At 66.3% G+C, this 25,847-nt stretch carries 24 protein-coding genes, 1 tRNA gene and 2 pseudogenes; 16 read left to right on the top strand and 11 right to left on the bottom strand.

Features of this window, described 5'->3' with window-relative positions; genetic code table 11:
- The first annotated feature begins 3 nt into the window (after positions 1-3).
- Together WKH79_RS08910 and WKH79_RS08905 are read left to right on the top strand one after the other, a co-directional pair.
- Entirely contained in the window at positions 4-408 is a 405-nt protein-coding gene (locus WKH79_RS08910) for a cytidine deaminase (protein ID WP_050599414.1), read from the top strand.
- Positions 405-1,424, top strand: a complete 1,020-nt coding sequence (locus WKH79_RS08905) for an LD-carboxypeptidase (protein ID WP_063505949.1) — start codon at positions 405-407, stop codon at positions 1,422-1,424. The genes WKH79_RS08910 and WKH79_RS08905 overlap by 4 nt, the downstream gene beginning before the upstream one ends.
- A gap of 151 nt (positions 1,425-1,575) precedes the next feature.
- Here the strand turns inward: WKH79_RS08905 and WKH79_RS08900 are convergent, their stop codons facing one another.
- Together WKH79_RS08900 and WKH79_RS08895 are read right to left on the bottom strand one after the other, a co-directional pair.
- Positions 1,576-2,715 carry a M14-type cytosolic carboxypeptidase gene (locus WKH79_RS08900; RefSeq protein WP_050599412.1) on the bottom strand — a complete coding sequence of 380 codons (1,140 nt, stop codon included), beginning with the start codon at positions 2,713-2,715 and terminating at the stop codon, positions 1,576-1,578.
- Entirely contained in the window at positions 2,712-3,290 is a 579-nt protein-coding gene (locus WKH79_RS08895; protein ID WP_341858653.1) for a DUF4136 domain-containing protein, read from the bottom strand. The genes WKH79_RS08900 and WKH79_RS08895 overlap by 4 nt, the downstream gene beginning before the upstream one ends.
- Before the next feature lie 187 nt (positions 3,291-3,477).
- On the opposite strand from WKH79_RS08895, the gene galE reads away from it, so the two are divergent.
- The 7 genes and pseudogenes from galE (at position 3,478) to pal (ending at position 9,006) form a co-directional block, all read left to right on the top strand.
- Positions 3,478-4,488 carry a UDP-glucose 4-epimerase GalE gene (gene galE, locus WKH79_RS08890; protein WP_050599410.1) on the top strand — a complete coding sequence of 337 codons (1,011 nt, stop codon included), beginning with the start codon at positions 3,478-3,480 and terminating at the stop codon, positions 4,486-4,488.
- Between the two features lie 88 nt (positions 4,489-4,576).
- Positions 4,577-5,041: a YbgC/FadM family acyl-CoA thioesterase gene (locus WKH79_RS08885; protein ID WP_341858652.1), complete on the top strand. Its 465-nt coding sequence runs from the start codon at positions 4,577-4,579 to the stop codon at positions 5,039-5,041.
- The gene (gene tolQ, locus WKH79_RS08880; RefSeq protein WP_050599409.1) at positions 5,038-5,736 is read left to right on the top strand and encodes a protein TolQ; all 699 of its coding nucleotides are present in this window, start codon (positions 5,038-5,040) and stop codon (positions 5,734-5,736) included. The genes WKH79_RS08885 and tolQ overlap by 4 nt, the downstream gene beginning before the upstream one ends.
- A pseudogene (locus tag WKH79_RS08875) lies at positions 5,736-6,214 on the top strand (ExbD/TolR family protein). The gene tolQ and the pseudogene WKH79_RS08875 overlap by 1 nt, the downstream one beginning before the upstream one ends.
- Positions 6,215-6,702: 488 nt before the next feature.
- Positions 6,703-7,038 carry a hypothetical protein gene (locus WKH79_RS08870; RefSeq protein ID WP_341858651.1) on the top strand — a complete coding sequence of 112 codons (336 nt, stop codon included), beginning with the start codon at positions 6,703-6,705 and terminating at the stop codon, positions 7,036-7,038.
- Positions 7,035-8,423 carry a Tol-Pal system beta propeller repeat protein TolB gene (gene tolB, locus WKH79_RS08865; protein WP_050600991.1) on the top strand — a complete coding sequence of 463 codons (1,389 nt, stop codon included), beginning with the start codon at positions 7,035-7,037 and terminating at the stop codon, positions 8,421-8,423. Before WKH79_RS08870 ends, tolB begins: the two co-directional genes overlap by 4 nt.
- 76 nt (positions 8,424-8,499) lie before the next feature.
- A complete protein-coding gene (gene pal / locus WKH79_RS08860) occupies positions 8,500-9,006 on the top strand; it encodes a peptidoglycan-associated lipoprotein Pal (RefSeq protein ID WP_341858650.1) in 507 nt (168 codons plus the stop codon).
- Between the two features lie 59 nt (positions 9,007-9,065).
- Here pal and WKH79_RS08855 read toward each other — a convergent pair whose 3' ends face one another.
- Entirely contained in the window at positions 9,066-9,215 is a 150-nt protein-coding gene (locus WKH79_RS08855) for a hypothetical protein (RefSeq protein ID WP_341858649.1), read from the bottom strand.
- Between the two features lie 153 nt (positions 9,216-9,368).
- On the opposite strand from WKH79_RS08855, the pseudogene WKH79_RS08850 reads away from it, so the two are divergent.
- Positions 9,369-9,901 (top strand): annotated as a pseudogene (locus WKH79_RS08850) (DnaJ domain-containing protein).
- Between the two features lie 47 nt (positions 9,902-9,948).
- On the opposite strand, the gene WKH79_RS08845 reads toward WKH79_RS08850, so the two are convergent.
- From WKH79_RS08845 to pdeM, 5 genes are all read right to left on the bottom strand, one after another.
- Positions 9,949-10,659: a hypothetical protein gene (locus WKH79_RS08845; RefSeq protein ID WP_341858648.1), complete on the bottom strand. Its 711-nt coding sequence runs from the start codon at positions 10,657-10,659 to the stop codon at positions 9,949-9,951.
- Positions 10,660-10,841: 182 nt separating this feature from the next.
- Positions 10,842-12,149, bottom strand: a complete 1,308-nt coding sequence (locus WKH79_RS08840) for a cystathionine gamma-synthase family protein (RefSeq protein WP_341858647.1) — start codon at positions 12,147-12,149, stop codon at positions 10,842-10,844.
- 302 nt (positions 12,150-12,451) lie between these two features.
- Positions 12,452-13,861: a DASS family sodium-coupled anion symporter gene (locus WKH79_RS08835; protein WP_341858646.1), complete on the bottom strand. Its 1,410-nt coding sequence runs from the start codon at positions 13,859-13,861 to the stop codon at positions 12,452-12,454.
- Between the two features lie 135 nt (positions 13,862-13,996).
- The gene (infC, locus tag WKH79_RS08830; RefSeq protein WP_082835772.1) at positions 13,997-14,515 is read right to left on the bottom strand and encodes a translation initiation factor IF-3; all 519 of its coding nucleotides are present in this window, start codon (positions 14,513-14,515) and stop codon (positions 13,997-13,999) included.
- 155 nt (positions 14,516-14,670) lie between these two features.
- Positions 14,671-15,375, bottom strand: coding sequence for a ligase-associated DNA damage response endonuclease PdeM (gene pdeM, locus WKH79_RS08825; RefSeq protein ID WP_063535019.1), 705 nt, complete (start codon positions 15,373-15,375; stop codon positions 14,671-14,673).
- Between the two features lie 45 nt (positions 15,376-15,420).
- On the opposite strand from pdeM, the gene hemF reads away from it, so the two are divergent.
- Both hemF and WKH79_RS08815 read left to right on the top strand, forming a co-directional pair.
- Positions 15,421-16,293 carry an oxygen-dependent coproporphyrinogen oxidase gene (gene hemF / locus WKH79_RS08820; RefSeq protein ID WP_341858645.1) on the top strand — a complete coding sequence of 291 codons (873 nt, stop codon included), beginning with the start codon at positions 15,421-15,423 and terminating at the stop codon, positions 16,291-16,293.
- A 77-nt stretch (positions 16,294-16,370) separates the two neighbouring features.
- Complete coding sequence (locus WKH79_RS08815) at positions 16,371-18,275, top strand: M1 family metallopeptidase (protein ID WP_341858644.1); 1,905 nt, start codon at positions 16,371-16,373, stop codon at positions 18,273-18,275.
- 1 nt (position 18,276) lies between these two features.
- On the opposite strand, the gene fumC is transcribed toward WKH79_RS08815, so the two are convergent.
- Positions 18,277-19,662, bottom strand: coding sequence for a class II fumarate hydratase (gene fumC, locus WKH79_RS08810; protein ID WP_341858643.1), 1,386 nt, complete (start codon positions 19,660-19,662; stop codon positions 18,277-18,279).
- Between the two features lie 125 nt (positions 19,663-19,787).
- On the opposite strand from fumC, the gene WKH79_RS08805 reads away from it, so the two are divergent.
- Together WKH79_RS08805 and WKH79_RS08800 are read left to right on the top strand one after the other, a co-directional pair.
- Positions 19,788-21,878 (top strand): bifunctional (p)ppGpp synthetase/guanosine-3',5'-bis(diphosphate) 3'-pyrophosphohydrolase, encoded by a 2,091-nt coding sequence (locus tag WKH79_RS08805; RefSeq protein ID WP_063512120.1) that lies wholly within the window; start codon positions 19,788-19,790, stop codon positions 21,876-21,878.
- Positions 21,875-22,237 (top strand): VOC family protein, encoded by a 363-nt coding sequence (locus WKH79_RS08800; protein WP_341858642.1) that lies wholly within the window; start codon positions 21,875-21,877, stop codon positions 22,235-22,237. The genes WKH79_RS08805 and WKH79_RS08800 overlap by 4 nt, the downstream gene beginning before the upstream one ends.
- Here the strand turns inward: WKH79_RS08800 and WKH79_RS08795 are convergent.
- A complete protein-coding gene (locus WKH79_RS08795) occupies positions 22,234-22,551 on the bottom strand; it encodes a DUF1905 domain-containing protein (protein ID WP_341858641.1) in 318 nt (105 codons plus the stop codon). The two genes, WKH79_RS08800 and WKH79_RS08795, sit on opposite strands and share 4 nt — an antisense overlap.
- A complete protein-coding gene (locus WKH79_RS08790; RefSeq protein ID WP_341858640.1) occupies positions 22,548-23,552 on the bottom strand; it encodes a peptidylprolyl isomerase in 1,005 nt (334 codons plus the stop codon). The genes WKH79_RS08795 and WKH79_RS08790 overlap by 4 nt, the downstream gene beginning before the upstream one ends.
- 306 nt (positions 23,553-23,858) lie before the next feature.
- Between WKH79_RS08790 and WKH79_RS08785 the strand changes: the two genes are divergently transcribed.
- Positions 23,859-23,949, top strand: a tRNA-Ser gene (locus WKH79_RS08785).
- Positions 23,950-24,131: 182 nt separating this feature from the next.
- Positions 24,132-25,835 carry a diguanylate cyclase gene (locus WKH79_RS08780; RefSeq protein WP_341858639.1) on the top strand — a complete coding sequence of 568 codons (1,704 nt, stop codon included), beginning with the start codon at positions 24,132-24,134 and terminating at the stop codon, positions 25,833-25,835.
- Positions 25,836-25,847: the final 12 nt, after the last annotated feature.

Raw genomic sequence — 25,847 nt, 5'->3', positions numbered from 1 at the left:
GAGATGACCGACGACGACCTGATCGCAGCCGCACGCGCAGCCGCGCGCCATTCCTATTCCCCCTATTCCGGTTTCGCGGTGGGCGCCGCGCTGCGGTTTGCCGATGGCAGCGTGGTCACCGGGACCAATGTCGAGAATGCCAGCTATGGCCTGGCGCTGTGCGCCGAAACCATCGCGGTATCGAAAGCGATGGCCGACGGGCTGCGCGGCGGGCTTCAGGCAGTCGCGGTGACCGGCCCTGCGGCAGACCCGATCACGCCCTGCGGGCGCTGCCGGCAAGTGCTCAACGAACTGGCGCAGCTGGGCGGGACCGACCCCGACATTCTGTGCGTGGGCGCCGACGAGGTGGTGCGGGTGAAACTGTCTGCCCTGCTGCCGCATGCTTTCGGCCCCGCCAGCCTGACATGATCGGACGGCGCGGCGCGCTCGGCCTGCTCGGCGGACTCGCGGGAACGGCACTGATGCCATCGGGACTGGCGGCGCGAGCCAGCGCCATGCCGCCCCGGCTGCGGCCGGGAGATACGGTCGGCCTGGTCGCCCCGGCTAGCGCGGTCACATTGCCCGCAGAACTCGACCGGGCCGTTCACTGGATCTCCGGCATGGGGCTGGTTCCCAAACTCGCCAGCCATGTGGGCGACCAGCATGGCTATCTGGCCGGGACCGACGCCGACCGTGCCGCGGATCTCGATACGATGTTCGCCGACGCGGAGGTGCGCGCGATCTTCGCGGTGCGTGGCGGCTGGGGCGGGGCGCGGATCCTGCCGCTGCTGGACTGGGCGACCATTCGCGCCAATCCGAAACTGCTGATCGGGTATAGCGACACGACGGCGCTGCACATGGCGATTGCCGCGCGCGCCGGGTTTGCGACGCTCCATGGCCCCAATGCGGCGAGCCGGTGGGACCGCGCAAGCTGGGAGAGCCTGTGGCGGATCGCCTTTGCGGGCACGGCGCCCGTGCTCGGCGGCGCGGCGGCCGAGGATGCCGCGGGCCGGCCCGCCCGCTCGCTCGTCCCCGGGGTCGCCCGGGGCCGGCTGCTCGGCGGCAATCTCACCATCCTGTCGACCATGATGGGTACCGGCTGGCTGCCTGACTTCGACGGGGCGATCCTGTTTCTCGAAGACATCAACGAAGAACCCTACCGGATCGACCGCATGCTTCAGCAATTGCAGCTGGCAGGCGTGCTGGACCGGCTGGCGGGTGTCGTGTTCGGCCAATGCACCCGCTGCAGCGCGGGCGATGCCGATGCGCGGACGTTCACGCTGGACGACGTGCTTGGCGCTCATCTCGCCCCGCTGGGCATCCCGGTGGTGACCGGCTTCAACAGCGGTCACGTGCGCAACCAGCTGTGCCTGCCGGTCAATGTCCCGGTCGAACTGGATGCCGGCGCGCGGACGCTGCGGATGCTCGAGCCTGCCGTGGCCTGACACGCTCGGCTTAACTCGGCGCTGCCGCCTAAGCCCCTGCGCCGAGAGAGATTTTCAAGACCGGAAGCATGTTGCGACGCGCAGGAATGACGGCAGGCGCCGCGCATTGCGAGCCGCGAGGTTCGCTAGCGCCCGCCGTCCAGCATTCTGGTCAGGCGTCGGGCGTGTCGAGATATTCGAGCAGTGCCGCGAGGCAATCGCGCGCCAGCATCTTGCACCGTTCGGGGCTCCAGCCCTGTTCGGGTTCGGGGTTGGCCTTGTTGTCCTTGTAGGGCATCTCGAGCGTCATCGCGGTGGCGCCGAAGCGTTCGGCGACCTGGTTGGTGCTCATCGCCAGATTGGCCTTTCCGCGCGGGGCCTTGGTATAACCCAGCTCGGTCTGGAAGTCGGGCGTGCGCCGGTCGAGGATCGCCTCGTAGCGATAATAGCGGTCGCCCTGCGCATCGGTCCAGCTGGGGATGCCCTCGTAGCCGGCGAGAAAGGCGACCGGGATCGCTTCGTCGCCATGGACGTCCATCGCGAAATCGACGCCGGTTTCGTCCATCCGGTTGCGGATGGCGAGCACTTCGGGCGACTTTTCGAGGGTCGGGTTGTCCCATTCGCGGTTGAGGTTGGTGCCCGCTGCATTGACACGCAGATTGCCCCGCTTCGATCCATCGGGGTTGCAGTTGGGGACGAGGTGCAGGCGGCACCGCTTGCGCAGTTCGCGGCCGACGCTGTCGGCGGGATCGGTCAGCACTTCGAGCGCGCCTTCCATCCACCATTCGGCCTGCGTTTCGCCCGGGTGCTGGCGCGCGTAGAACCACACCTTGGTGTCGCCCTCGCCCATTTCGAGGCAGTCGATCGGCTGGCCATCGAGCGTGGTGCCGAGATGCACGTGATCGACGCCTTCGGCGGCGGCCGCCTCGGACACCAGATCGTGATGGCGTTCCATCGAATAGGGCGCGAAATAGGCAAACCAGGCGATATCGCTGGCGGGGGTGTAGCGAATGGTCAGCGTGCCGCCGCCGATGTCCTTGTCATAGGACGACGATGCACGGCCCCAGTAATCGCGGTCTTCCGAAACGCAGGCGTCGTAATCGGGCCAGCCGCCGGGGTAGGCGCTGTCTTCCAGTCCGGTGATCCGCAGCTCGAGCTCGCGGCCCGCAGCGCCCGCGACGCGAAAGTGGAACCACTGCTTGAATTCGCTGTTCGTGTCCTTCGGGATCGCCAGCATGGCGCTGGCGCCGCTCACCGACAGCACTTCGATATTGCCACTGTCGAAGGCGGAATCGATCCGGATATCGCTCACTCGGTAACCTCTACTTCTATCGTTTCGCCATTGTTGCCGGGGAATTCCCTGAACAAGGCAGAGGCGACCGTCTGGGCGTTCGCCGTTCCGCGTGCAAGGGGGGAATCCTCGGGTGGCTGGAAATCGGCGCGGCCCTCCCACAGGCTGGTGCCGCTCGCCGCATCGGTGATCGCAACCGACAGTTCGGTGCCGAGCCGGTCTTTCGCGCCGCCGCCCAGATTGATGCCGATGCCCAGCCCCACACCCGAACCGTAGCTGCCCGTCGAACCGCCGACGCCGACGCTTACCGGGCTGCGCTTACCGCCGCTGCCGACCAGGTACCGCACCAGCGACACCCGCGCGATCTGGCCGGCGCCCGCGCGGTCGCTTTCGCTATAGCCGAGCCGGCGCAGTTCCTCGGCAACCGCAGCCTTGTAGGGGGCGAGCGCCAGGCTGTCGCTTTCGCCGCCCGGGGCGCTTTCGACGAAGATCGGTCCGCTGCCCAGTTCGGTCACGCGGTCGGGTGCGACGAAGCGGGTCACTTCGACGGGGCCGGACGGGGTGGTGCAGGCCGCAAGCGACAGGGCGGACGCCATGGCCAGGGCTAGGGGGTGGCTTTCATCGTGTGCGATCCTCTGCGACTTTCGAGTATGTCTGACTGGAGCTGCAACGCATGGCACGGCGGATTTGCACCATCGCTGCCGAATTTCCGCAGAACTTGCCCTTCGCGCGCGAAAATCTGCGGCGTTGCCGTAACCGGCGGGTGTGCTAGTCCTTCGCTCCATGAACGAGACGACGAAGGTCCCCGTGCTGGTCACCGGTGGGGCAGGCTATATCGGCAGTCATGCAGTGCTCGCGCTACGCGATGCCGGGTGGCCGGTGGCCGTGATCGACAACCTGTCGACCGGCTTTGCCTTCGCCGTACCCGAGGATGTTCCGCTGTACGAAGGCGATATTTCCGATTCCATCCTGCTCGAACAGATCTTCGCCGAGCAGGGCACCGAAGCGATCATGCATTTTGCCGGATCGATCGTCGTCCCGGAATCGGTCGAGGACCCGCTGGGCTATTACGACAACAACACGGTCAAGAGCCGCGCGCTGATCGAGGCGGCGGTGGAAGGCGGTGTCGCGCATTTCATCTTCAGCTCGACCGCGGCGACTTACGGCACGCCCGAACATTCGCCGGTGACCGAGGACAGCCCCAAGCAGCCGATCAATCCGTATGGCTGGTCCAAGCTGATGACCGAACAGATGCTGGCCGACGCCAGCGCGGCGCACGGCTTCAATTTCTGCGCCCTGCGCTATTTCAATGTCGCGGGCGCCGATCCGCAGGCGCGCACGGGCCAGTCGACCGCGGGTGCTACGCATCTGATCAAGGTCGCCTGCGAGGCAGCCACGGGCAAACGTGACGGCGTGGCCGTTTTCGGCACCGATTACGATACGCCCGACGGCACCGGCGTGCGCGACTACATCCACGTCAGCGATCTGGCACAGGCGCACCTGCTCGCGCTCGAGGCGCTGATCGAACAGCCGGGCCGGTCACTGACGATGAACTGCGGCTATGGCCGCGGCTTTTCGGTCACCGAGGTGCTCGACGCGGTCGACCGGGTGACCAACCAGACCATCACGCGCCGGCTCGAACCGCGCCGCGCGGGCGACCCGGCGGAGCTGGTGTCCGATCCCTCGCGGATAAGGGAAACGCTGCCATGGCAGCCGCGCCATGCCGACCTGGAGCAGATCATCGCGCATGCATTGCAATGGGAACGCAAGCTGTCCGATCTGCGCGGCGAGTGACAGGCGTCCCGCTGGTCGCTCGAAAAGGTCGGCTCGTCGTTCTGGATTGCCCGGCCATCGGCGCCTCGTCTAAAGGGCGCGCTTGACCATGACCTTGCCCTCCTTCCCCGATGGAACGCTCGACGCCGGCCGGCACTTCTATGCGGTGCGTGTCTATTACGAAGACACGGACCTGTCGGGGATCACGTATCACGCCAACTACCTGCGCTGGTTCGAACGCGCGCGCAGCGATTTGCTGCGCCAGCTGAAGATCGACCAGCGGGCAGCGATCGAAACCGCGGGCGGCGCCTATGCGGTCTCCGAGGTCAATCTGAAATACCTGCGGCCCGCCAGGCTCGACGACGATGTGCTGATCGAAACGCGCTGCACCGAACTCAAAGCGGCATCGTGCCGGATGCACCAGCTTGCGTTCAGGTTGGCGGATGAAAAGCGCGAACTTCTGGCCGAAGCACATTTGCGCGTCGGCTTCGTTTCACCCGAGGGCCGGCCCAAGCGCCAGCCCGAAGAATGGCGCGCGGCTTTCGCGCATTTTGTCGAGCAAGGGGACTCATGAGCTCGCTTACTTTTCTCGCCGCCGCGGCACCGACCCGGCTAGACCCGATCCGCCTGTTCCTCGATGCTGACATCGTCGTGCAGCTGGTCATGGCCGGTCTGCTGCTGGCCAGCATCTGGGTGTGGATGATCATCGTCAGCTTCAGCCTGCGCATGCGCAAGCTGCGTAGCCGCACGATCGAGTATGAAAGCGAGTTCTGGCAGGCGGAGAGCTTCGACCGCTTCACGTCCGAGCGCGGCAGCAAGGACATCCCCGCAGCGCGCGTCGCGCAGGCGGCGGTGTCCGAATATCGCCGTTCGACCAAGACCGCGGTGCGCGATCCCGAAGCCCTGCGCGGGCGGATCGCGGTGGCGATGGACAGCCAGATCGCGCTCGAGGCGGACGATATCGCCGAACGCCTCAACTTCCTTGCTACGGTCGGTTCGGTGGCGCCCTTCGTCGGCCTGTTCGGTACCGTTTGGGGCATCATGAACAGCTTCTTCCAGATCGGCGCGCAGGAAAGCTCCTCGCTCGCCGTTGTCGCACCGGGTATCTCCGAAGCGCTCTTCGCCACTGCGATCGGCCTGTTCGCGGCGATCCCCGCGGTCATCGCCTACAACCGCTTCGGCCACCGCGTGGATCGCTACGAAGCGCGGCTGCAGCGTTTCGCCGACAAGCTGAACGCGACCTTCAGCCGCCAGCTGGAAACCCGCTGATGGCGATGGGTCTTGCCTCTGCGCGTGGCGGCGGGCGGCGCGGCCGCGGTTCTCGCCGCCGGCCGATGAGCGAGATCAACGTTACCCCCTTCGTCGATGTCATGCTGGTGCTGCTGATCATTTTCATGGTCACCGCGCCGCTGATGACCGCAGGGGTGCCGATCGACCTGCCCGACAGCCGCGCGGCGCAGCTGCCGAACGAACAGCAGCAGGTCACGATCAGCATCGATCAGGCGGGCTATGTCTATATCGACGATGTCGAAGTCCCGCTGGGGGGCTGCCGCAGGCGCTGGAGAGTCTTCCGCGCGCCGGCGGTGAAGGACCCGACATCACGCTGCGCGCCGACCGTGCGCTCGATTACGGCCGCGTGATGGCGGTCATGGGCGAACTCAACCGGGCCGGGCTCAATCGCATTTCGCTGATTACGAACAGCGCGGCGCCGGCGCCGGTCAACGCCGGTTCATCGGAAGCGGAATAGCCGCACGTCATGGAGAGAACGGCAATCAGGGTAGAGGAGCGGACCGGGCTGGCGGTCGCGGTCATCCTGCACCTCGCGCTGTTCGCCATGCTGTTCGTCCAGGGGCTGTTCCCCGCGCCCACCATCGATCCGCCGCAGCGCATGACGGTCAGCCTCGCCGAAGATGTCGGCATGCAGGCAACCGCGCCCGACCCGGTTACCGAGAGCCGGGCATCGGCAGCACCCACGCTCGACATGGATCCCGCGCCCGCGCCGGCACAGGAGCTGCCGGTCCCGCCGCAGGTCGAACGGCCGGTTCCGCCCGCGCGCACGCAGGCCGCGCAACCGGCTGCGCGTCCTCAGGCGCGGCCCGAACCCCGCCCGGCGACGCGGCCCGATCCGCCGCGCACGCAAAGCCAGCCGCAAGCCAGTCAGCGCAGCGGGGCTCGCGCCTCGGCGACAATTTCCTCGAAGGTTCTGGCGACAGCACGCGCACCAATGAAACGCGGGTGCCCGCGTCGCAGATCGGCGCGAGCGCCAAGGCCTCGCTGTTCCAGGCCGTGGCGCGGCAATTGCGACCGCACTGGCGGCCCGTCGATGGCGCGGACCGCGAAAAGCTGGTTTCGAAAATCCGTTTCCGGCTCAATCCCGATGGAACGCTGGCGGGGGCACCCAGCCTCGTCGGCCAGCGGGGCGAGACCGAAGCCAACCGCGCGCAGGCGCCGCGGCATGCCGAAAATGCTATCAGGGCGGTCCAACTCGCCGCCCCCTTCGACCTCCCGCCCGAATATTACGAGGCGTGGAAGACCGTAACCGTCGATTTCGATTGGAACCTGTCCCGATGAAGCAACCCGCCCTGTTCGTCCTCGCGCTCATGATCGCCTCGCCGCTCGCGGCCCAGAACCAGGATTTGGGGCAGCCCGTGCCCGAAGGAGGCGAGGTCGAGACGATCGACGAAGGCGAAGGCCTTTCGGGGACCGTGAGTTTCGACGGCAATCTCGACGATCTCGGGATCGCCATCCCCGGCTTCGCCACCGACCGCGATGTCGCAACGCCGGCGAACTCCTCGGGCACTGCCGCGCTGGGCAAGGAACTTGCCCGGGTTATCACGGCCGACCTGCGCAACAACGGCCTGTTCAAGCCGACCGGCCCCGACGCATTGCCGCAGCCCAGCTTTGGCGAGATCACTGCACCCAACTGGCCGACCTGGTCGAACCGCGGCGCCGAGATGCTCGTTCATGGTTATGTCCGCGCGCGCAGCGACGACCGGCTGACGGTCGGCTGCTACCTCTACGACATGGCGTTGCAGCAGGAACTGGTCCGCGAAGGCTGGGTCGTGCCGCCGGCGGACTGGCGCCGCGCCGCGCACAAATGCGCCGATATCGTCTATTCGCGGCTGACCGGCGAAAGCCCGTTCTTCGATAGCCGGATCGCCTATATCGCCGAAACCGGGCCCAAGGATAACCGGACCAAGCGGCTCGCGATCATGGACAGCGACGGGGCCAATCACCGGTTCATCACCACGGGGCGGTCGACCGCGCTGACGCCGCGCTATTCACCCGATTACAAGCAGCTGGTCTACCTCAGCTATGTCGACGGCAATCCGCGCATCTATGTCTACGACATCGGTACCGGCCGGCAGACGCTGATCAGCCAGAGCAGCAATCCGACCTTTGCGCCGCGCTGGAGCCCCGACGGGCGCTGGATTCTCTATTCGATGGCCGTGGGCGGCAACACCGATATCTACCGCGTATCGGCCAGCGGCGGCGAAAGCATCCGGCTGACCGATACACCCGGTATCGACATCGGCGGATCCTATTCGCCCGATGGCAGCCAGATCGTGTTCGAGAGCGACCGTTCGGGCAGCCAGCAGATCTACATCATGAACGCCGATGGCACCGGCCAGCGCCGATTGTCCTTCTTCGGTGGCCGCGCAGCGACGCCCGAATGGAGCCCGCGCGGCGATCAGATCGCGTTCACGCATATTGCCGGCGACTTCAATGTCGCGGTGATGAGCCCCAACGGCCGCAACATGCGCACGCTGACCAATGGCTGGCAGGACGAAGCGCCCACCTGGGCACCCAACGGCCGCATCCTCCAGTTCTTCCGCACCGAACGCAACAGCGGCAAGACCGGCCTGTGGCAGGTCGACCTGACGGGTGAGAACCTGCGCCGCCTGCCGACGCCGGTCGATGCCTCGGACCCGGCCTGGGGACCGATCCTGCCCTGACTGCATTGATTAGGAACAAGGATCGCTTTTCGGCGACGAAAACGACTTCACCACGCTGTTTATAAGGGGACAGCCTATGAATACTCGTATTGCTACCGGCCTGATGCTCGCATCGACCATTGCGCTTGCCGCGTGCCAGAAGAAGGCGCCCGAGGAACTGCCGCCGCCGCCGACGGCCACGCCCGCGCCGGCGCCCGCGCCGACCGGCCCCACGGTTGGCTCGCAGCAGCACTTCGTCGACGCCGTCGGGCAGGAAAACACGGTCGTCTATTTCGATACCGACCGCTTCAACATCGATGCCGAAGACCAGGCGAAGCTGCAGCGCCAGGCGCAGTACTTCAACCAGTATTCTGGCGTGACCTTCACCGTCGAAGGGCATTGCGACGAACGCGGCACGCGCGACTACAACCTCGCGCTGGGCGAACGCCGCGCCAATGCCGCGAAAAACTATCTCGTCTCGATCGGTATTCCGGCCAACCGGATCCGGACAGTGAGCTACGGGAAGGAACGCCCGGTCGCGCTGGGTTCGAACGAAGCGGCGTGGGCGCAGAACCGCCGCGCTGCGACCGTGACTATCGGTTGAACCGTACCAGAGGGCTCCCGCCAGGCGGGGGCCCTTTCCCTATGGGGCATTGACGATGGTCAGCGCGCGGCGCTGATGCTCGCGAAAGGCATGCCCGGGCTGATCTGCCCGCCGCGCCCGGCATCGAACCCGCCATGGTCGGCGGCAATCGCGAACGACGCCATCGTCAGGACTGCGACGCAGGCGGAGAAGGTCAGCTGTTTGCTCATCTCAGGTCTCATGCATGGCGCTCTACGGCCAAAGGGTTTAGCGAACGTTGCAATGCAACATTTCGTATTGAAACCTGTTCCCGGCGGTTGCACCTTTTGCCAGCGCGCCTAGATTAACCGCGATGTTTTCCCGACAATCGACTTTTTCGCCCCGTGGCTAAGGCGCGCCGTTCGAACGACTGGGGCTTCCCCGCTGGCGTGGCTACGGTTCCTCGCGCGAGGCGACGACCGTGCGCCTGTGCGACCGACACGGCTGCGAAGAGCCCGGCGAATGCCCCGCGCCCAAGGCGCCGAACAGCCCCGAGCGGTGGATGTTCTGCCAGAAGCATGCGGCCGAATACAATCGCAAGTGGGACTATTTCGAAGGGCTCGACAAGGCCGAGAAGGAAGCCCGCGCGTCGGCCGAACGCAGCGAGAATGCCGGTTACGCAGAGGCGCAGCATTACGGCTGGAGCGGTAGCGGCGACGGCTCGCGCAGCGCCGACGAAATGCGCGCGCTGGAAGTGCTTGAACTGGACGCCGGCGCCGATTTCACGGCGATCAAGAAGGCCTGGCGCGACAAGGCCAAGACGGTGCATCCCGACGTCAAGCCGGGCGACAAGGAAGCCGCAGCCGAGTTCCAGAAGCTGCAACTTGCCTATGAAGTGCTCAAGGCCGCCGAAGACCGGCGCGAATGGCGCGGGTAGGGCGTCCCGCTGAAGGACGAGGGCGCCCGGAACGATAGGGGACGGCCCTAGCTTCCGCTCGGCAACCTTGCGCGCACGGCGCGCGCTACCAATTCGCCCAGATTGTCCGCTTGCTCGGGGTAGAGATAGGGTTCGATCAACTCGGCTTCCATCACCGCCAGCGTGCCCGATGGCAGCCGCACCATGTCGATCCGGGCGTAGAGCAGCGGTTCGAACGGCAGCGCCGCCACCACCGCCTGCGCCGCGGCCAGGTCACCCGCGTCGGGCTTATAGGGGGTCTCGTATCCGCCGTAGAGCGACTGGATCCGGTAATCGTCCGGCCCGGCACGCTTGCAGACGCCGTGGCTGAAGGCGCCGTCGATGAAGACATAGCTGAACTCGCCTTCCTCCACCACGCTGGGCAGGAAGGGCTGGACCATGCAGGGGCAGCCCATGGTCCAGCTGTCGTCGGGCAGCGAATCGCGCGCAAAGCTGTGTTGCCCGATGCCGCCTGCGCCGACCTGCCGTTTCACCACCACGCGATCGGCCGCGAAATGCGCCATCGCGTCCTGCACACCGGCGCGGCCGAGGTCCCTGCGCCACAGCGTCGGGACGATCGCGGCCCCCTGCTGCGCCAATTCGTCGAGATAGCGCTTGTCCGCGTTCCACCGCACCACGGCGGGCGGATTGCAGACGGTCACGCCGCGCTCCTCGATCGCCGCCAGCTTGGCGATGAATTCGTCGGGATAGTCCTGATAGTCCCACGCCGTGCCCAGCATCACCAGCGCTATGCCGTCGAAGGCAGCGATCGGCGCGCGCCAGTCGATCTCTTCCAGTTCGAGGCCCTGCGCCGCCAGCGCCGGTCGCAGCGCGGCGACTTCGAGATCGTGTTCGAACGCGTCTCCCCGGCGCGGGCCATCGCCGGGGAGCGTGTCGGCACAGGCGAGAAAGCCGATCCGGGTCAGACTGTCTCCAGTGCTTGCGTGAAGTCGGCGATCAGATCGTCGGGATCCTCGATACCGATCGAGATGCGCACCAGATTGTCGGAAATGCCCAGTTCCGCGCGGCGTCCCTCGGCCACCGACAGGTGCGTCATCGAGGCGGGATGGCTGGCCAACGTCTCGGTCCCGCCGAGGCTGACCGCCAGCTTGGCGATCTTGAGCGCGTCGAGGAAGCGGAAGCATTCGGCCTCGCCGCCTTTGAGCAGCAGCGAAAAGGTGCTGCCCGCGCCCTTGCAGTGACGATCGTAGATGTCCTGCTGGCGCGCATCCTTGATCATGCCGAGATAGCCGAGCCCTTCGACCTTGGGATGCTGCGCCAGGAATTCGCAGACCTTGGCGGCGTTCTCGCCCGCGCGGTTCATCCGCAGTTCGACCGTCTCGAGGCTGCGCATCAGCATCCATGCGGTGTTCGGATCGCAAATGCCGCCCATGGTGTTGCGCAGCATGCGCACCGGTTCCATCCATTTCTTCGGCCCGGCAATGCTGCCCGCGACGAGGTCCGAATGGCCGCCGACATATTTGGTCAGCGAATAGACGACGATATCCGCGCCCTGGTCGAGCGGGCGCTGCCACAGCGGACCGAGGAAGGTGTTGTCGATCGCGATCGGGCAATCGAGCTGCGCCGCATCGACCGACGCGCGGACCGCTTCGATGTCGACCAGCGCATTGGTCGGGTTACCCGGGCTTTCGAGATAGACCATGCAGACCTTGCCGCCCTGCTCGTCGGCCTGCGCCTGCGCCTTCTCGATCACGGCGTCGATCTCCTCGCGCGTGGCACCGGCGGGGAAGTCGACGTAGGTGACGCCGAACTTGGCGAGCACCTTGGCGACGAAGCCTTCGGAGGCGGCGTAGAGCGGGCCCGAGTGGACGATCACGTCGTTCTGGCTGGCATAGGCGAGCATCAGCACGCAGATCGCGGTCATCCCGCTGGAGAAGCTGAGCGCGTCTTCGGCGCCGTCCCACACCGAGAGGCGATCTTCGAGGATCTCCTGGTTGGGAGCGTTGAAGCGCGAATAGACGAGACCGTCCGCGCCGCCCGGGCGCTTGCCGGTGATGCCTTCGAAATGGCGCTTGCCGTCGGCGGCGCTGGGGAAGGCGAAGGTCGAGGTGAGGAAGATCGGCGGCTTGAGGCTGCCTTCGGACAGCACCGGGTCATAGCCATAGCCCATCATCAGCGTGCTGGGCTTGAGTTCGCGCCCGTCGATCTTGGTGACTTCGGGCTTGGGTGCCATGCGCGGCGAGGTAGGGTCGATATCGTGGTCGCTCATCGGCGAACCTCCTTCCTGATCAGCGCTCCCAGGAAGGCGGGAGCCAAGGCGGATGGTCCGCGGCGCCCGTTCCTAACCTCCGCAGGAACGCTTCTCCGCCGACCGCCGCTGTCGGTTCAATCCTTATGGTGGACCGCTGTTGGTTTCAACTGCGACGAGTCCCGCAAGGTGCGACACATGGACCGCGGCCCTACCGACAAAATGCACCAGAACGCGGAATGGGTGCAGTGCGGCCCGAGTTTTGCGGTGCGGCGGTCGTCACCCGGGTCCCGGCGTGCCGCGCGCGGCGGAGTGCCTGCCTTCTAGACCAGCCCGGCCATTCCCCACACCACGGCGACGATCATGAATATGCCGGCTATGTCCAGCAGCAGCCCCGCCTTGACCATGCGGTCGATGCGGATGTGCCCGGTCGACCAGGCGATCGCATTGGGGCCGGTGCCCGCGGGCAGCATGAACCCCCAGCTCGCGGCAAGCGCGGCGGGCATAGTGAGCAGGATCGGATCGACGCCCAGCGCCACCACCAGCGCGGCGATCACCGGGATGATCCCGGTGGCGGTGGCGACATTGCTGGCAAACTCGGTGATCAGCACCACCATCGCCACCACCGCCAGCGCCACCAGCAGCAGCGGGAAAGCCTCCAGCGGGAGGAGGGCGTTGCCCAGCCAGTCGGCCAGCCCGCTCGCGCTCATCCCTGCTGCCAGCGCCAGCCCGCCGCCGAACATCATGATGACACCCCACGGCGCGCGGTTGGCCTCTTCCCACACCAGCAGCGGCCGCCCGGTGCCATCGGGCAGCAGGAACAGCGCCAGGCTGGCGATGATGGCGATGGTGCCATCGGTCCACGACCCTTCCGGCAGGTAGGGTCCCAGTACCAGCCGCGTCATCCAGGCGGCAAAGGTCAGCGCGACGACGATCATCAGCCGCCGTTCGGCGGGGCCCATCGGCCGTCCATTGGCCACCGCGGCGCGCGCCGCAGCGACATCGAAGGGATGCGCCGAGACGCGCTGGACCCGCGCGACGAGGAAAGCCGCGAGCGGAACGCCGAGCAGCACGATGGGGAAGCCGTAGAACGACCATTCGGCAAAGCTGATCTGCGTACCGATCATCGTGTCCAGCAGCCCCACCGAGATCGCGTTGGTCGGCGATCCGACCAGCGTGCCGAGCCCGCCGATGCTGGCCGCAAACGCGATCCCCATGGGCAGAGCGCCCGCCAGCCCGTCGCGGTCCCCGGCCAGCACCCCGCCGCCCGCGAGGACGGCCACCGCCATGGGCATCATGATGAGGGTGGTGGAAGTGTTCGAAATCAGCATCGACAGGATCGCGGCGGCGATCATGAAGGCCAGCAGCAGGCCGGCCTGTCCGCCGCGCCCGCCAAGCAGGCTGAGGATCCCCAGCGCAAGGCGCCGGTGAAGGCCGGTGCGTTCGATCGCCAGCGCGATGAAGCCGCCGCCCAGCAGCAGGAACAGGATGTCGGAATAATAAGCGCTGGCGGTTTCCTTGGCGCTCATCACCCCGGCAAAGGGCAGCACGACGAACGGCATTAGCGCGGTCGCGGTCAGCGGCAGCGCCTCGGTCATCCACCAGGCGGCCATCAGCACCACCAGCCCGGCGACGATGAATGCCTCGCGCTGCATGCCCGCGGGCGTGGGCAGGAAAATGCTGGCCAGCAGCGCCGCAGCGCCCACCAGCAATCCGATATGTCTGGCCGCCATGTGCTGCGATCTCCCCTTGGCGCGAACTGCTAACAGCGGCCCGCGGGCGGGGCAACGCGCCAAGCGCATGGATGCCCGATACGAAAAGGGCGGCCCCGAAGCGCCGCCCTTTCGCAATGCAGTGTGGCGTGCGCCTTACTTGGGCGCGAGCACCATGATCATCTGACGCCCTTCGAGGCGCGGGAAGGCTTCGACCTTGGCGATTTCCTCGACATCGTCGCGGACGCGGTTGAGGAGATCCATGCCGAGCTGCTGGTGCGCCATTTCGCGGCCGCGGAACCGCAGCGTGCACTTCACCTTGTCGCCGTTCTCGAGGAACTTGACGACATTGCGCATCTTCACCTCGTAATCGTGGGTGTCGATGTTCGGGCGCATCTTGACCTCTTTGATTTCCTGGGTCTTCTGCGTCTTGCGGGCGAGGTTGGCTTTTTTCTGCGCCTCGTAGCGGTGCTTGCCGACATCGAGGAACTTGCACACCGGCGGGTCCGCATTGGGGGACACTTCGACGAGGTTGAGACCAAGTTCATTGGCCTGCTCGACCGCTTCGCGGGTGAACATAACGCCGATGTTTTCGCCTTCGTGGTCGATCACGCGGACTTTCGGCACATTGATCATGTTATCGTAGCGCGGGCCGCTTTTCACGGGCATTTGCATGCTGCGCCGGGGTGGACGGGCTATGGGGCACTCTCCTTTGGTGGCCGTATTCGGAACTGGTTGCGGTAATTGGAAAGCCAGCATGTAGGCATTGTTCCGGGGATTCGGAAGTGTGTTATGCGAATGGGGCGCATATTTGCGCGCTGTTGTTGCCCTCAGGCAGCGCGGTTCCACAGGTTGAAGCGCGCCAGCTGGCCCTTTGCCGGGACCACCGCATCGATCCGCTGCGCTGGCTGGAGCGCCTTCAGGATCGCCGGATCGGCCGCATCCATCCCCCCGGTAAAGGCGCCGAAGGCGGGCAGGATCATACGTCCGCCCGGCTTGCCGCCGGGGCCATCGTTTGCGCTGACCACCGCGCAGGGACGGCGGATATGGCGCTGGCGCACCTTGAGCTGGAGGCGGGGGTGGTAGTGGCCCGACAGTTCCGGGCGGATTTCGCCTGCCTTTGCGCGGTGGCGCAGGATCAGTCCGCCGAGCTCGAGTTCTTCCGCCAGCGTGCCGCCGCAGCGGGCTTCCATTTCAGGATCGTGATTGCCGGTGATCCAGACCCAGTCGACCGTGCGGGTCAGCGCGTGGAGCATCCCCGCGGCATGCTCTTCGAGCCGGGTGGACCCGGCCGAATCGTGGAAATTGTCGCCCAGCGTGATGACCCGGCGCGCGCCCGTTTCGCGGATCGCCAGCGCCACGCGTTCCAGCGTTTCGCGGCTGTCATAGGGCGGAATCAGCTGCCCGTGCCGCGCGAAGAAACTGCCTTTTTCCAGATGCAGGTCGGCCACCAGCAGCGCGCGTTCGCGCGGCCAGTACAGCGCGCGGCCTTCGGTGAGGAGCCATTCCTCGCCTGCGAACGAAAGGGGAACCATGGCTCGCTATTGCCGTAGCGAAGTGGGGATGGCAAGGCTTTTGCCATGACCGACTGGACCCAGCAGACCGAGACCGCCCGCACCTGGTTCGAAAGCCTGCGCGACCGCATCTGCGCCGAATTCGAAGCCATCGAGCGCGAAGCGGGCAGCGATGCCGGCTTCCAGTACGACAGCTGGAACCGCGAAGAGGAAGGCAATGCCGATCCCGGCGGCGGGACGCGCGGCTTGATGAAGGGCAAGGTGTTCGAAAAGGTCGGCGTCAACGTCTCGACCGTGCGCGGCAATTTCGCGAAGGAATTCGCCGCCACGATCAATGGCGCCAGCGCGGACAGCCCGGGCTTTACTGCCACCGGCATCAGCCTGGTCGCGCATATGACCAATCCGCATGTGCCCGCCGTGCATATGAACACGCGGTTCCTGACCACCGGCAAGGCGTGGTTCGGCGGCGGGGCCGATCTCAATCCGCCGATCCCCTATGCCGAGGACACGGACGAATTCCACGCCTGTTTCCGCGCGGCCTGCGCGGCGCACAACCCGACCTATTACGAACGCTTCAAGAAGTGGGCCGACGACTATTTCTACATCCCCCACCGCGGCGTGCACCGCGGGGTGGGCGGGATCTTCTACGACCACCTCGAATGCGAGGATCCCGCCGTCGACGAAGGGGCCGCGTTCGACCGCAACCTCGCTTTCACGAAGGACGTGGGGGAGGCTTTCCTCGACATCTTCCCGCGGCTGGTGCGCCGCCGGATGGACAGCGCGTTCACGGCACAGGACAAGCAGACCCAGCTCGAATGGCGCGGGCGCTATGCCGAGTTCAACCTGGTCTACGACCGTGGCACGCTGTTCGGCCTCAAGACCGGCGGCAATATCGACGCGATCCTGATGAGCCTGCCGCCCGAGGCGGTCTGGAGCTGAACCGGCCACCCGTCCAAGCCGCTGCAATAACAGACAGATAGCCGGGTCGCGTATCCGGCCCTTCACGGAGACCTTTCATGCGTAAATTCGCCGCACCGCTCGCCTTGTTGCTCACCAGTACCGCCTGTACCACGATGGAAGCGGCGCCCGCGCCGGTCGCTGCGGCAGCGGACCGCATGGTCTCGCCGATCCTGACCTCGCCCGAGGCAGTCGACACGCTGACCCATGCGCAGCCCCAGGTCGCGCGGGTCACGCATGTCGCGCTCGATCTCGACCTCGATTTCGACGCCAAGCGTGTCGGCGGGACGGCGGAACTGAGCGTGCTGGCCGCGCCGGGGGCCGAGGAAATCGTGCTCGACACCAACGGGCTCGAGATCGCGCAGGTCACCGACGGGCAGGGCCGCGCGCTGTCCCATACGGTGGGCGAGCCGGTGGCCGAAGGCGGCAAGGGCGCGCCGCTGACGATCCGCCTCGACGGCGCGGAGACGCTGCGCATCGCCTATCGCGCGCCCGCCGATGCCAGTGCGCTGCAATGGCTCAGCCCCGAACAGACCAAGGGCGGGGTGCAACCCTTCCTCTTCAGCCAGGGACAGGCGATCCTCAATCGCAGCTGGATCCCGACGCAGGACAGCCCCGGCATCCGGCAGACATGGGAAGCGCGCATCACCGCGCCCGAGCCGCTCGACGTGGTGATGAGCGGCGTGCGCCAGGGTGAGCCCGAGGATCTCGGCAACGGCCGCCGTGCCTTCACCTTCGTGATGGACAAGCCGGTGCCGCCCTATCTCATCGCGATCGCGGCGGGCGATATCGATTTCCGCGCGATCGGCCCGCGCACCGGCGTCTGGGCCGAACCCGCCACGCTCGACCAGGCATGGCGCGAAGTGAACGACACCGAGGAAATGGTCGTCGCGGCGGAGGAGCTCTACGGCGAATACCGCTGGGGCCGCTACGACATGATCGTGCTGCCGCCCGCCTTCCCCTATGGCGGGATGGAAAACCCGGTGATGACCTTCCTCACCCCGACCTTCATAGCGGGCGACCGGTCGAACAACGGCCTCGTGGCGCACGAACTGGCGCACAGCTGGTCGGGCAATCTCGTCACCAATGCGGTGTGGGGCGACAGCTGGCTCAACGAGGGCGTCACCACCTATTTCGAGAACCGCATCGTCGAGGCGGTCTATGGTAAGCAGCGCGCCGAGCAGGAAGCCGCGCTGATGTTCGCCAATATCCAGGAAACGCTGGCCGAGGTCGGCGAGGATGCCCCCGGCACCGCGCTGAGCACCGATGGCGGTTACCAGCTCGGCAGCGCGATTGCCTATGACAAGGGCGCGTTCTTCCTGCGCACGGTCGAAAGCGTGGTCGGCCGCGACCGTTTCGACGCCTGGCTGCGCCAGTGGTTCGACAACCATGCCTTCCAGCCCGCCACCAGCGAGCTGTTCCTCGCGGACATGATGGAAAACCTGGTGCGGGGCGAAGCCGAGGCCGATGCGCTGATGCTGCGCGAATGGATCTTCGAGCCGGGCCTGCCCGCGAATGTGGCCAAGCCCGACCCGGCGGCATTCGCCGCGGTCGATGCCGCGGTGTCGGCCTATGCCGCCGAGGGCACGATCCCGGCGGGCTATGCGCAGTGGAGCAGCGCCGAGCGCCAGCGCTTCCTCGACAATATTCCCAAACAGCGCACTGCCGGGCAACTCGCCGTGCTGAACGAGGCGCTGGGCCTGTCGGGCACGGGCAATAACGAGGAGCTGTTCCTGTGGCTCGAACTGGCGCTCGCCAATCGCTACGAACCCGCGGTGCCGCAGGCGGAGGAATTCCTCGCCGAGGTCGGCCGCGCGAAATTCGTGCGCCCGCTGTTCCAGGTGCTGTGGGACCAGGACGAATGGGGCCGGCCGATCGCGCAGCGCATCTATGCCGAGACCCGCGGCAGCTACCACGCGGTAACGCGCGGCGGGGTCGACCGCATTCTCGGGACCGAGGGCTAGGTCACACCATATCGGCGGGGCGGACGAGGCGGTCGAAGGTCGGCTCGTCCACCAGCCCCAGCTCGAGGCCCGCCTGCTTGAGCGTCTGGCCGGTCTGGTGTGCATGCTTGGCAATCTTAGCGGCATTGTCGTAGCCGATCTCGGGCGCCAATGCCGTCACCAGCATCAAGGACCGTTCGACCAGCGCGGCGATCTGTTCAGTGTTCGCCTCGATCCCCTCGACGCAGCGGGTGGCAAAACCTTCCATCCCGATTGCGAGCAATTCGACCGAGCGGATCACGTTCGACCCGATCAGCGGCATGAACACGTTGAGCTCGAAATGGCCCTGCATTCCGCCCACCGTCACTGCCTGGTGATTGCCGATCACCTGACCCGCGACCATCGTCAGCATCTCGCACTGGGTCGGGTTGACCTTGCCCGGCATGATCGAGCTGCCCGGTTCGTTCGCGGGTAGCGACAGTTCGCCAAGGCCCGAGCGCGGACCCGATGCGAGGAAGCGGATATCGTTGGCGATCTTGTTGAGCGCCACTGCGAGCGTGTTGAGCGCGCCCGAGAAGGACACCAGCCCGTCCTTCGCAGCGAGCTGTTCAAAGGTGTTGGGCGCAGGCTCGAAGGCGAAGTCGGTGATGTCGCTGATCGCGCGGGCCATATCCGCGGCCCAGCCATCGGGCGCATTGAGCCCGGTGCCGACCGCGGTGCCGCCGATCGCGAGCTTGCGGATGTCGTTCTCCAATGCGCTTTCGATCCGCGCCCGGCATCTCTTCAGCTGCCCGACATAGCCGGAAAATTCCTGGCCCAGCGTCAGCGGGGTGGCGTCCTGCGTATGCGTGCGGCCGATCTTGACGATATCGGCAAAGGCCCGCGCCTTCGCGTCAAGCGCTGCCACCAGCCGGTCGAGTGCGGGCAGCAGCGCATCGCGCGACGCCAGCGCGGCGGCGACATGCAGCGCGGTGGGGAAGCTGTCGTTCGAGCTTTGCGAGCGGTTTACATGGTCGTTTGGATGGACCGGCTCCTTGCCGCCGCGCGTGCCCGCCAGCGCTTCATTGGCGATTCCGGCGATCACTTCGTTGACGTTCATATTGGTCTGCGTGCCGCTGCCCGTCTGGAAGATGGTCAGCGGGAACTGGTCGTCATATTCGCCAGCCCGGATCGCGGTGGCGGCACTTTCGATCGCCTCGGCGAGCGGTGCCTCCAGTCCGTGCTGGCGGTTGATCCGCGCCGCCGCCTGCTTGACCGCCGCCTGCGCGTGGACGATCTGGATCGGCATGCGCTGGTGCGCGGGGAAGGGGAAGTTGGTCAGGCTGCGCTGCGTCTGCGCGCCCCAATAGGCGTCGGCAGGGACTTCGATGGGGCCGATGGAATCGGTTTCGGTGCGCGTCTGGGTCATGGCCTGTCTCTCTCCGGATGATGTGATGCCACAGGTAGGTTCGCTGCACGGCGCATGCCACCCGCAGCGGCCCTGCGTGAAGATTCCATCTGTTCAGGCGGGTGAAGCGCACCTATCTCGAACACATGCTGCGCCAGTACGAACTCGTTGAACGGGTCAAGGAATACGATCCCGACGCCGACGAAGCGATGCTCAACCGCGCCTATGTCTATACCGTGCAGAAGCACGGCACGCAGACCCGCGCCAGTGGCGATCCCTATTTCAGCCACCCGGTCGAAGTCGCCGGCCTGATGACCGATCTCAAGCTCGACCAGGAAACCATCGCCACCGCGCTGCTGCACGACACGGTCGAAGACACGCTGGCGACGATCGACGATATCGAGCAGCATTTCGGCAAGGATGTCGCGCGGCTGGTCGACGGGGTGACCAAGCTGTCGAAGATCGAGCAGATGCCCGAGAACGAGCGCGCGGCGGAAAACCTGCGCAAGTTCCTTCTGGCGATGAGCGAGGATATCCGCGTGCTGCTGGTCAAGCTGGGCGACCGGCTGCACAACATGCGCACGCTGCATTTCATCAAGAAGCCCGAGAAGCGCCAGCGGATCGCGCGCGAGACGATGGATATCTACGCCCCGCTGGCCGAGCGCATCGGGCTGTATGAATATATGCGCGAAATGCAGATGCTCGCCTTCGAGCAGATCGAGCCCGAAGCCTTCGCCACCATCACCCAGCGGCTCGACCAGATCCGCAGCGAGGATGGCGGGCAGGTCGATGCGATCGCGCTCGACATGAAACACGCCTTGCTCGAAGCCGGCATAACCACCGAGGTTTCGGGCCGTGAAAAGCACCCCTATTCGATCTGGCGCAAGATGGCCGAACGCCATGTCTCGTTCGAACAGGTCACTGACATCATGGCCTTTCGCATCATCTGCGAGGACGTGGCCGACTGCTACCGCGCGCTAGGGGTGCTGCACACGACGTGGCAGTTTCTCCCGGGCAAGTTCAAGGATTACATCTCCACTCCGAAGAACAACGGTTACCGCTCGCTCCACACTTCGCTGATCTACGGCAAGTCGATGCGCGTCGAAGTGCAAATCCGCACGCGCGAGATGCACCGGGTGAACGAATTCGGCTTCGCCGCGCACTGGGCCTACAAGCAGGATGGCCGGCCCGACGGGCAGGTCGGCTGGCTGCGCGACCTGATCGAGATCGTCGATGCCAGCCACGATCCCGAAGAGCTGCTCGAGCACACGCGGATGGCGATCTACCAGGATCGCATCTTTGCCTTCACTCCCAAGGGGGCGCTGTTCCAGCTGCCCAAGGGCGCCACCCCGGTTGATTTCGCCTTTGCCGTGCACACCGATCTGGGGGCGCAGACGGTGGGGGCGAAGATCAACGGGCGGCACATGCCGCTGCGCACGCAGCTCAACAATGGCGACGTGGTCGAGATCATCAAGAGCGACAATGCCGATCCGCAGCTGTCGTGGCTGGGCTTTGTCGTGACCGGCAAGGCGCGCGCTTCGATCCGCCGCGCGGTGCGGCTCAAGGAACGCGCCGAAGTGGCGGAAATCGGGCAGAAGCTGTTCGACGAGATCGCGCTGCGCGTGCCCGCGAAGATCGGCAAGAAGGCGCTGCGCGAAGCGATCAAGCGGCTCGAGATGGAGGACGAGGAAGACCTCTATTACGCAATCGGATCGGCCAAGATCGAGGATCGCGCGGTGATGGAGGCGCTGGTCCCTGGCTGCACCGCAGAGCTCGAGAACGAGCCCGACTGGGCCAAGAGCGGCAAGGCGCTGTCGATCCGCGGCCTGACGCCCGGCATGGGCTTCCAGCTGGCCCATTGCTGCCACCCGGTTCCGGGCGACCGGATCGTCGGCGTGCGGCGGCCCAACGAAGGGGTCGAAGTGCACACGATCGACTGCGCACATCTTGCCAACGGGATCGATAGCGACTGGCTGGATCTGTCCTGGGGCAAGCGTTCGCGCGGGGCAGTCGGCCGCATGCGCGTCACGCTCTATGATCGGCCCGGGACGCTCGCGGAAATGGCAGGCATCTTCGCGCAGAACCACGTGAATGTGACGAGCCTCGACCAGACCCAGCTCGATCACCCGTTCACCACTTACGAGATCGACCTGGAAGTGCAGGACGTGCCCCATCTGTCGCGCATCCTCAGCGCCCTGCGGGCCAGCGATTCGATCGCCCAGGCCGAACGGGTGTGAGCGCGCCGCTGGGCATCGACCATGTCCAGCTGGCGATGCCAGAGGGCGGCGAAGACCGGGCCCGCGCCTTCTACACCGCTCTGCTCGGCATGCGTAAAGTGGCCAAGCCGTCCAACCTTTCCCCGGCCGGGTGCTGGTTCGAATGCGGCGCGCTGCAGTTGCACCTGGGGGTCGACCCCGATTTCCGCCCGGCGCGCAAGGCGCATCCGGCGTTGCTGGTCGCCGATCTGGCAGAATTTCGCGCCAGGCTTGCGCAAGCGGGAGCAATCGTCAGGGAAGACAAGCCGATCGCGGGGTATCACCGCTGCTTCACCGAAGACCCTTTCGGCAACCGTATCGAGTTGATGCAGAAGCTCTAGACGGGTCGCAGCGTGACCGCGACCGGGTCGCCCTCGGCGAGTTTCTCGGTCTTGCGCACCGGTGCCTTGACCGGCAACATCCAGCCGCCCTCGTCGCGGGGAAAGCAGGATGTCTGCCAGACGGTTTCACCGATGCATGCCTCGACCTTGAGCGAGCGGAACCCGCGTTTGCCGCCTAGTTCGAGCCGCCACATCGCTTCGGTTGCCGACAGGCTCTCGCCCGCTTCGCCCTCGATTGTCACGAAGAACCAGCTGACGCCGTTCTTCGCGGTCCAGCGCCAGAGCGGCGCGGTGACGGATACGCTCTCGCTCAATCGGCCACCCGGCGCACGGGCACCGGGATGTTGCAGATATCCGCGCCGCCTGCGGGATGGATGAAGAACGGGTCGCGGCGGTTCGCGCGCGCTTCGGCATAGCGCGTGAAGGTTTCGCCTTCGGTGGACAGGTATTCGAACGCAGGCCGCTCACTATCGGGCAGGTCGCTGGCGACGCGCACCGAGACGATGGGCGTGCGCTTGTCCGCTTCCTTGGTAGTGTAGAAGCCCAGCGCGCCCGAACCGCGCGGCAGCGAAGACAAGTGCTCCATCCCTTCCACCACGCGCCCGACCAGCGCGATGTTGCGGTCGAGGTGGCGCGGTGCATGGCCGATAACGGTATAAAGCTCTGCGCCGCTGCCCGTATCGGGCGAATAGCCACGTCCGACGCCGACCATGCCATAGCAATGGACCGGCCAGGCGACCGGTTCGTCATCCGTCATCGCGATCGGCCAGCCGTCGAAAAAGGCATGTGCCCTCGCATAGGGATCGGCCCGGTAGAGGGTGGTGGGGTCGCTGGGTGCCACGCGGGAAGCAGTGGTTTCGAAATAGGTGCGGATCTTAGCGATCGCGGGTTCGTCCAGCCTCGCCGAATACTCGTTTTCGGGCACGGCGGCGAGGTTGGCCGGCACAGCTTTCGCCTCGCCCCCGGCCTCGGGATTGTCGTAGTTCGGATCGCCCCATTGGACGACATAATTGTCCTGCACGCGGTTGACCGTTGTGCCATCGTACCATTCGGCGCGGGCGAGCGTGCGGATGTTCCCGACCCAGCCTTGGCTGAAAGGCGCGGGCATCAGCTGGATCACCACCTTGCGCGCGGTGCCGTCTGGCGCTGAGGCCAGCGTCATCACCAGCAAATCTTCCGGGGCAATGGTGGTCCATTCCGCCGCAGGTGCCTGCGCGACGATTTCGCCCGGCGAAGGCGGCGGGGCCTGGTCCTGCGCCTGCGCAGGAGCAGCGAGCGCGAGCAGCGCGGCGAACGGAAAAAGCGATTTGGTCATCTGCAGGGGAGTGCCACCCGCTCCGGCAAAACGAAAGCCCCCTCTCGCGCATTGTACGGACGGGAGGGGGCCTCGTGGCGGTGTTCGCAGGGGATGCCTGATCCGCGCAGCACCGTCGCGCATGTGGATCATAGCACGAAATCGGGCCTTGGCGCCATACTGCCCGCGCATTGGCTTGCGATTCGCATCGGGCGCCGCTAGACGCGCGGCTCTTTTGCGGCGCTACCGCGCTGTGCGCTTGAGCGCCGATCGGGTTTTGCCCATCGTCCTCGAGCAGCGAAGCGGTAGGGTAGCCAAGGAGAATGCGGAGCAGTGGCCGAGTGGTCGAAGGCGCACGCCTGGAAAGTGTGTATACGGTAACCCCGTATCGAGGGTTCGAATCCCTCCTGCTCCGCCACCCACTTTTTCGAGCGGAATGGCGCCCAGTGGTGCCGATCAGCCGCAGTTCGGCAGGACAATCGGGGAAATTCCGCCTCGGTGATTGCATTCGCTCCGTATCTGTTAACTAGAAGCGGCGCGGGGTCGCTGCGCGTCGTTCGGCGTCTGGATCGCCGCGTTGGCTTTGGTTCGGGGGGCGGAATGAAGGCAGGGCTGGGCAGTCTGCGGCGCACGCTATGGGTCATGGCGGTGGCCTGCGCCCTGATCGCGGGACCCCGCCTGGCCGCGCAGCCACCGGCCGGCACCTGCTTCGCCGTCACTTCTTCGGTCGCCGCGCCCGATCGGTCCGATCTGCAGTGCGCCGGGGCGCCGGCCGGCTATCGCGGCAGCGTCCTGTGGCTGCGGCTGCCGGTTCCCGCCAGCCAGTCCCGCGATGCGTCGCTGGCGATGCACACCACGCGGTTCGAGCGAATGAGCGTGATGTTCGAATATGCCGATACGCTCGGTCCGCGGCAGGCGATCGGCCGGGGGGATTTCGCCGACAGCTGGCATATTGGCGGGCAGGTCGCTTTTCGCGCGCGCGGCGACCGGCCCGCATCGGCGGTCTGGCTGCGGATCGCGGGGCTGGAGGATTACAACCTGCTGTCGCTGCGCATAGTGTCCGCGCAGGCCGCCCAGCGTCAGTTCGAGCTGACGGCATTTGCCATCGGCGCAGCGTTGGCGCTGCTGGGCATAGCCGCCCTGTTCAACATGGGCCTCGCAGCCAGCATGCGGCGCAGCTTCTTCCTGTGGCATGGCGGCTGGGCTGCGACCGTGATGGTCTGGGGCCTGGTCTGGTCCCAGGCCGGACTGGCGGTCTTTCCTGCAGCCGCGGGCACGGTGTCGGCGCGGCTGGCAACGGTGCTTGCCTGCCTGGCGATCATGTTCGCGACCTTCGCCACCGCATCCGCCTTGCGCGACTCGCTGCCCCGCTGGCCGCTGCGTCTGCTGGGTGCGCTCGGGGTGCTTGTCCTCGCGGCAGGCGTCGCCAGCGGTCTGCCCGGCGTCGATATCGGCCAATTCGCGCCGGTGCTGATGATCGGCACATTGTCATCGCTTGCTCTGGCCACCGCCTGTATTGCCGCGGGGTGGAGGAAGGGCCACGGCGCCGCCCGCGACTTGGCGATCAGCTGGGCGATCCCCATGGTGACGCTGGCGATGACCCAGATCGTCGATCTCGACGCGATCCTGTGGGGCGGGGGCGACAAGGTCCTGATGCTGTATGCTTCGGCGCTGCAGGTCGTGTGCCTGACCGGTTTCGCGACCGTGCGGCTGCGCGCGCTGCGGATGCAGCGCGACCGGGCGGTGGAGATCGGCAAGGCCCTGGCCGAACTTGCCGAACGCGATCCGCTTACCGGCCTGCTGAACCGCAGAGGCTTCCTCGGCAAATACGCCGAGGCATTCGGCGGCGGGGCGAGCAGGCCAGTCGGCCTGCTGCTCATCGACGTGGACAAGTTCAAGGCCGTCAACGACGAGTTCGGGCATCAGGCGGGCGACGAGGTGCTCGTGACGCTCGGGCGCCGGCTGGCATCGTTCGAGGAGCGTTTCGGCTGCCGCGCGGGCAGGCTGGGCGGTGAGGAATTCGTTCTGGGGGTGAGCGGGGTTGCCGATGGCGGGCTGGTCGAGCTTGCGGAAACGGTCCGGTCCGAACTGGCCGAATGCGATTTCGGCGCAACCGCGCCGGGGCATCGGATCAGCGTCAGCATCGGCGTGGCGCAGGGCGCGGCCGACCGGCCGTTCCAGGCGCTGTACCGGAAAGCCGACGAAGCACTCTATGCCGCCAAGCGCGAAGGCCGCAACCGGGTGGTCTGCGCCGATCGCGATATCGAGAGCGACCAGGCACCGGCGTTGCAGCAGGTGTCCTGACTGGTTTTTCAG

The sequence above is a fragment of the Qipengyuania sp. GPGPB31 genome (assembly GCF_038396345.1).
Lineage (GTDB): Bacteria > Pseudomonadota > Alphaproteobacteria > Sphingomonadales > Sphingomonadaceae > Qipengyuania > Qipengyuania citrea.
This window is presented reverse-complemented; position numbering and strand designations above follow the sequence as displayed.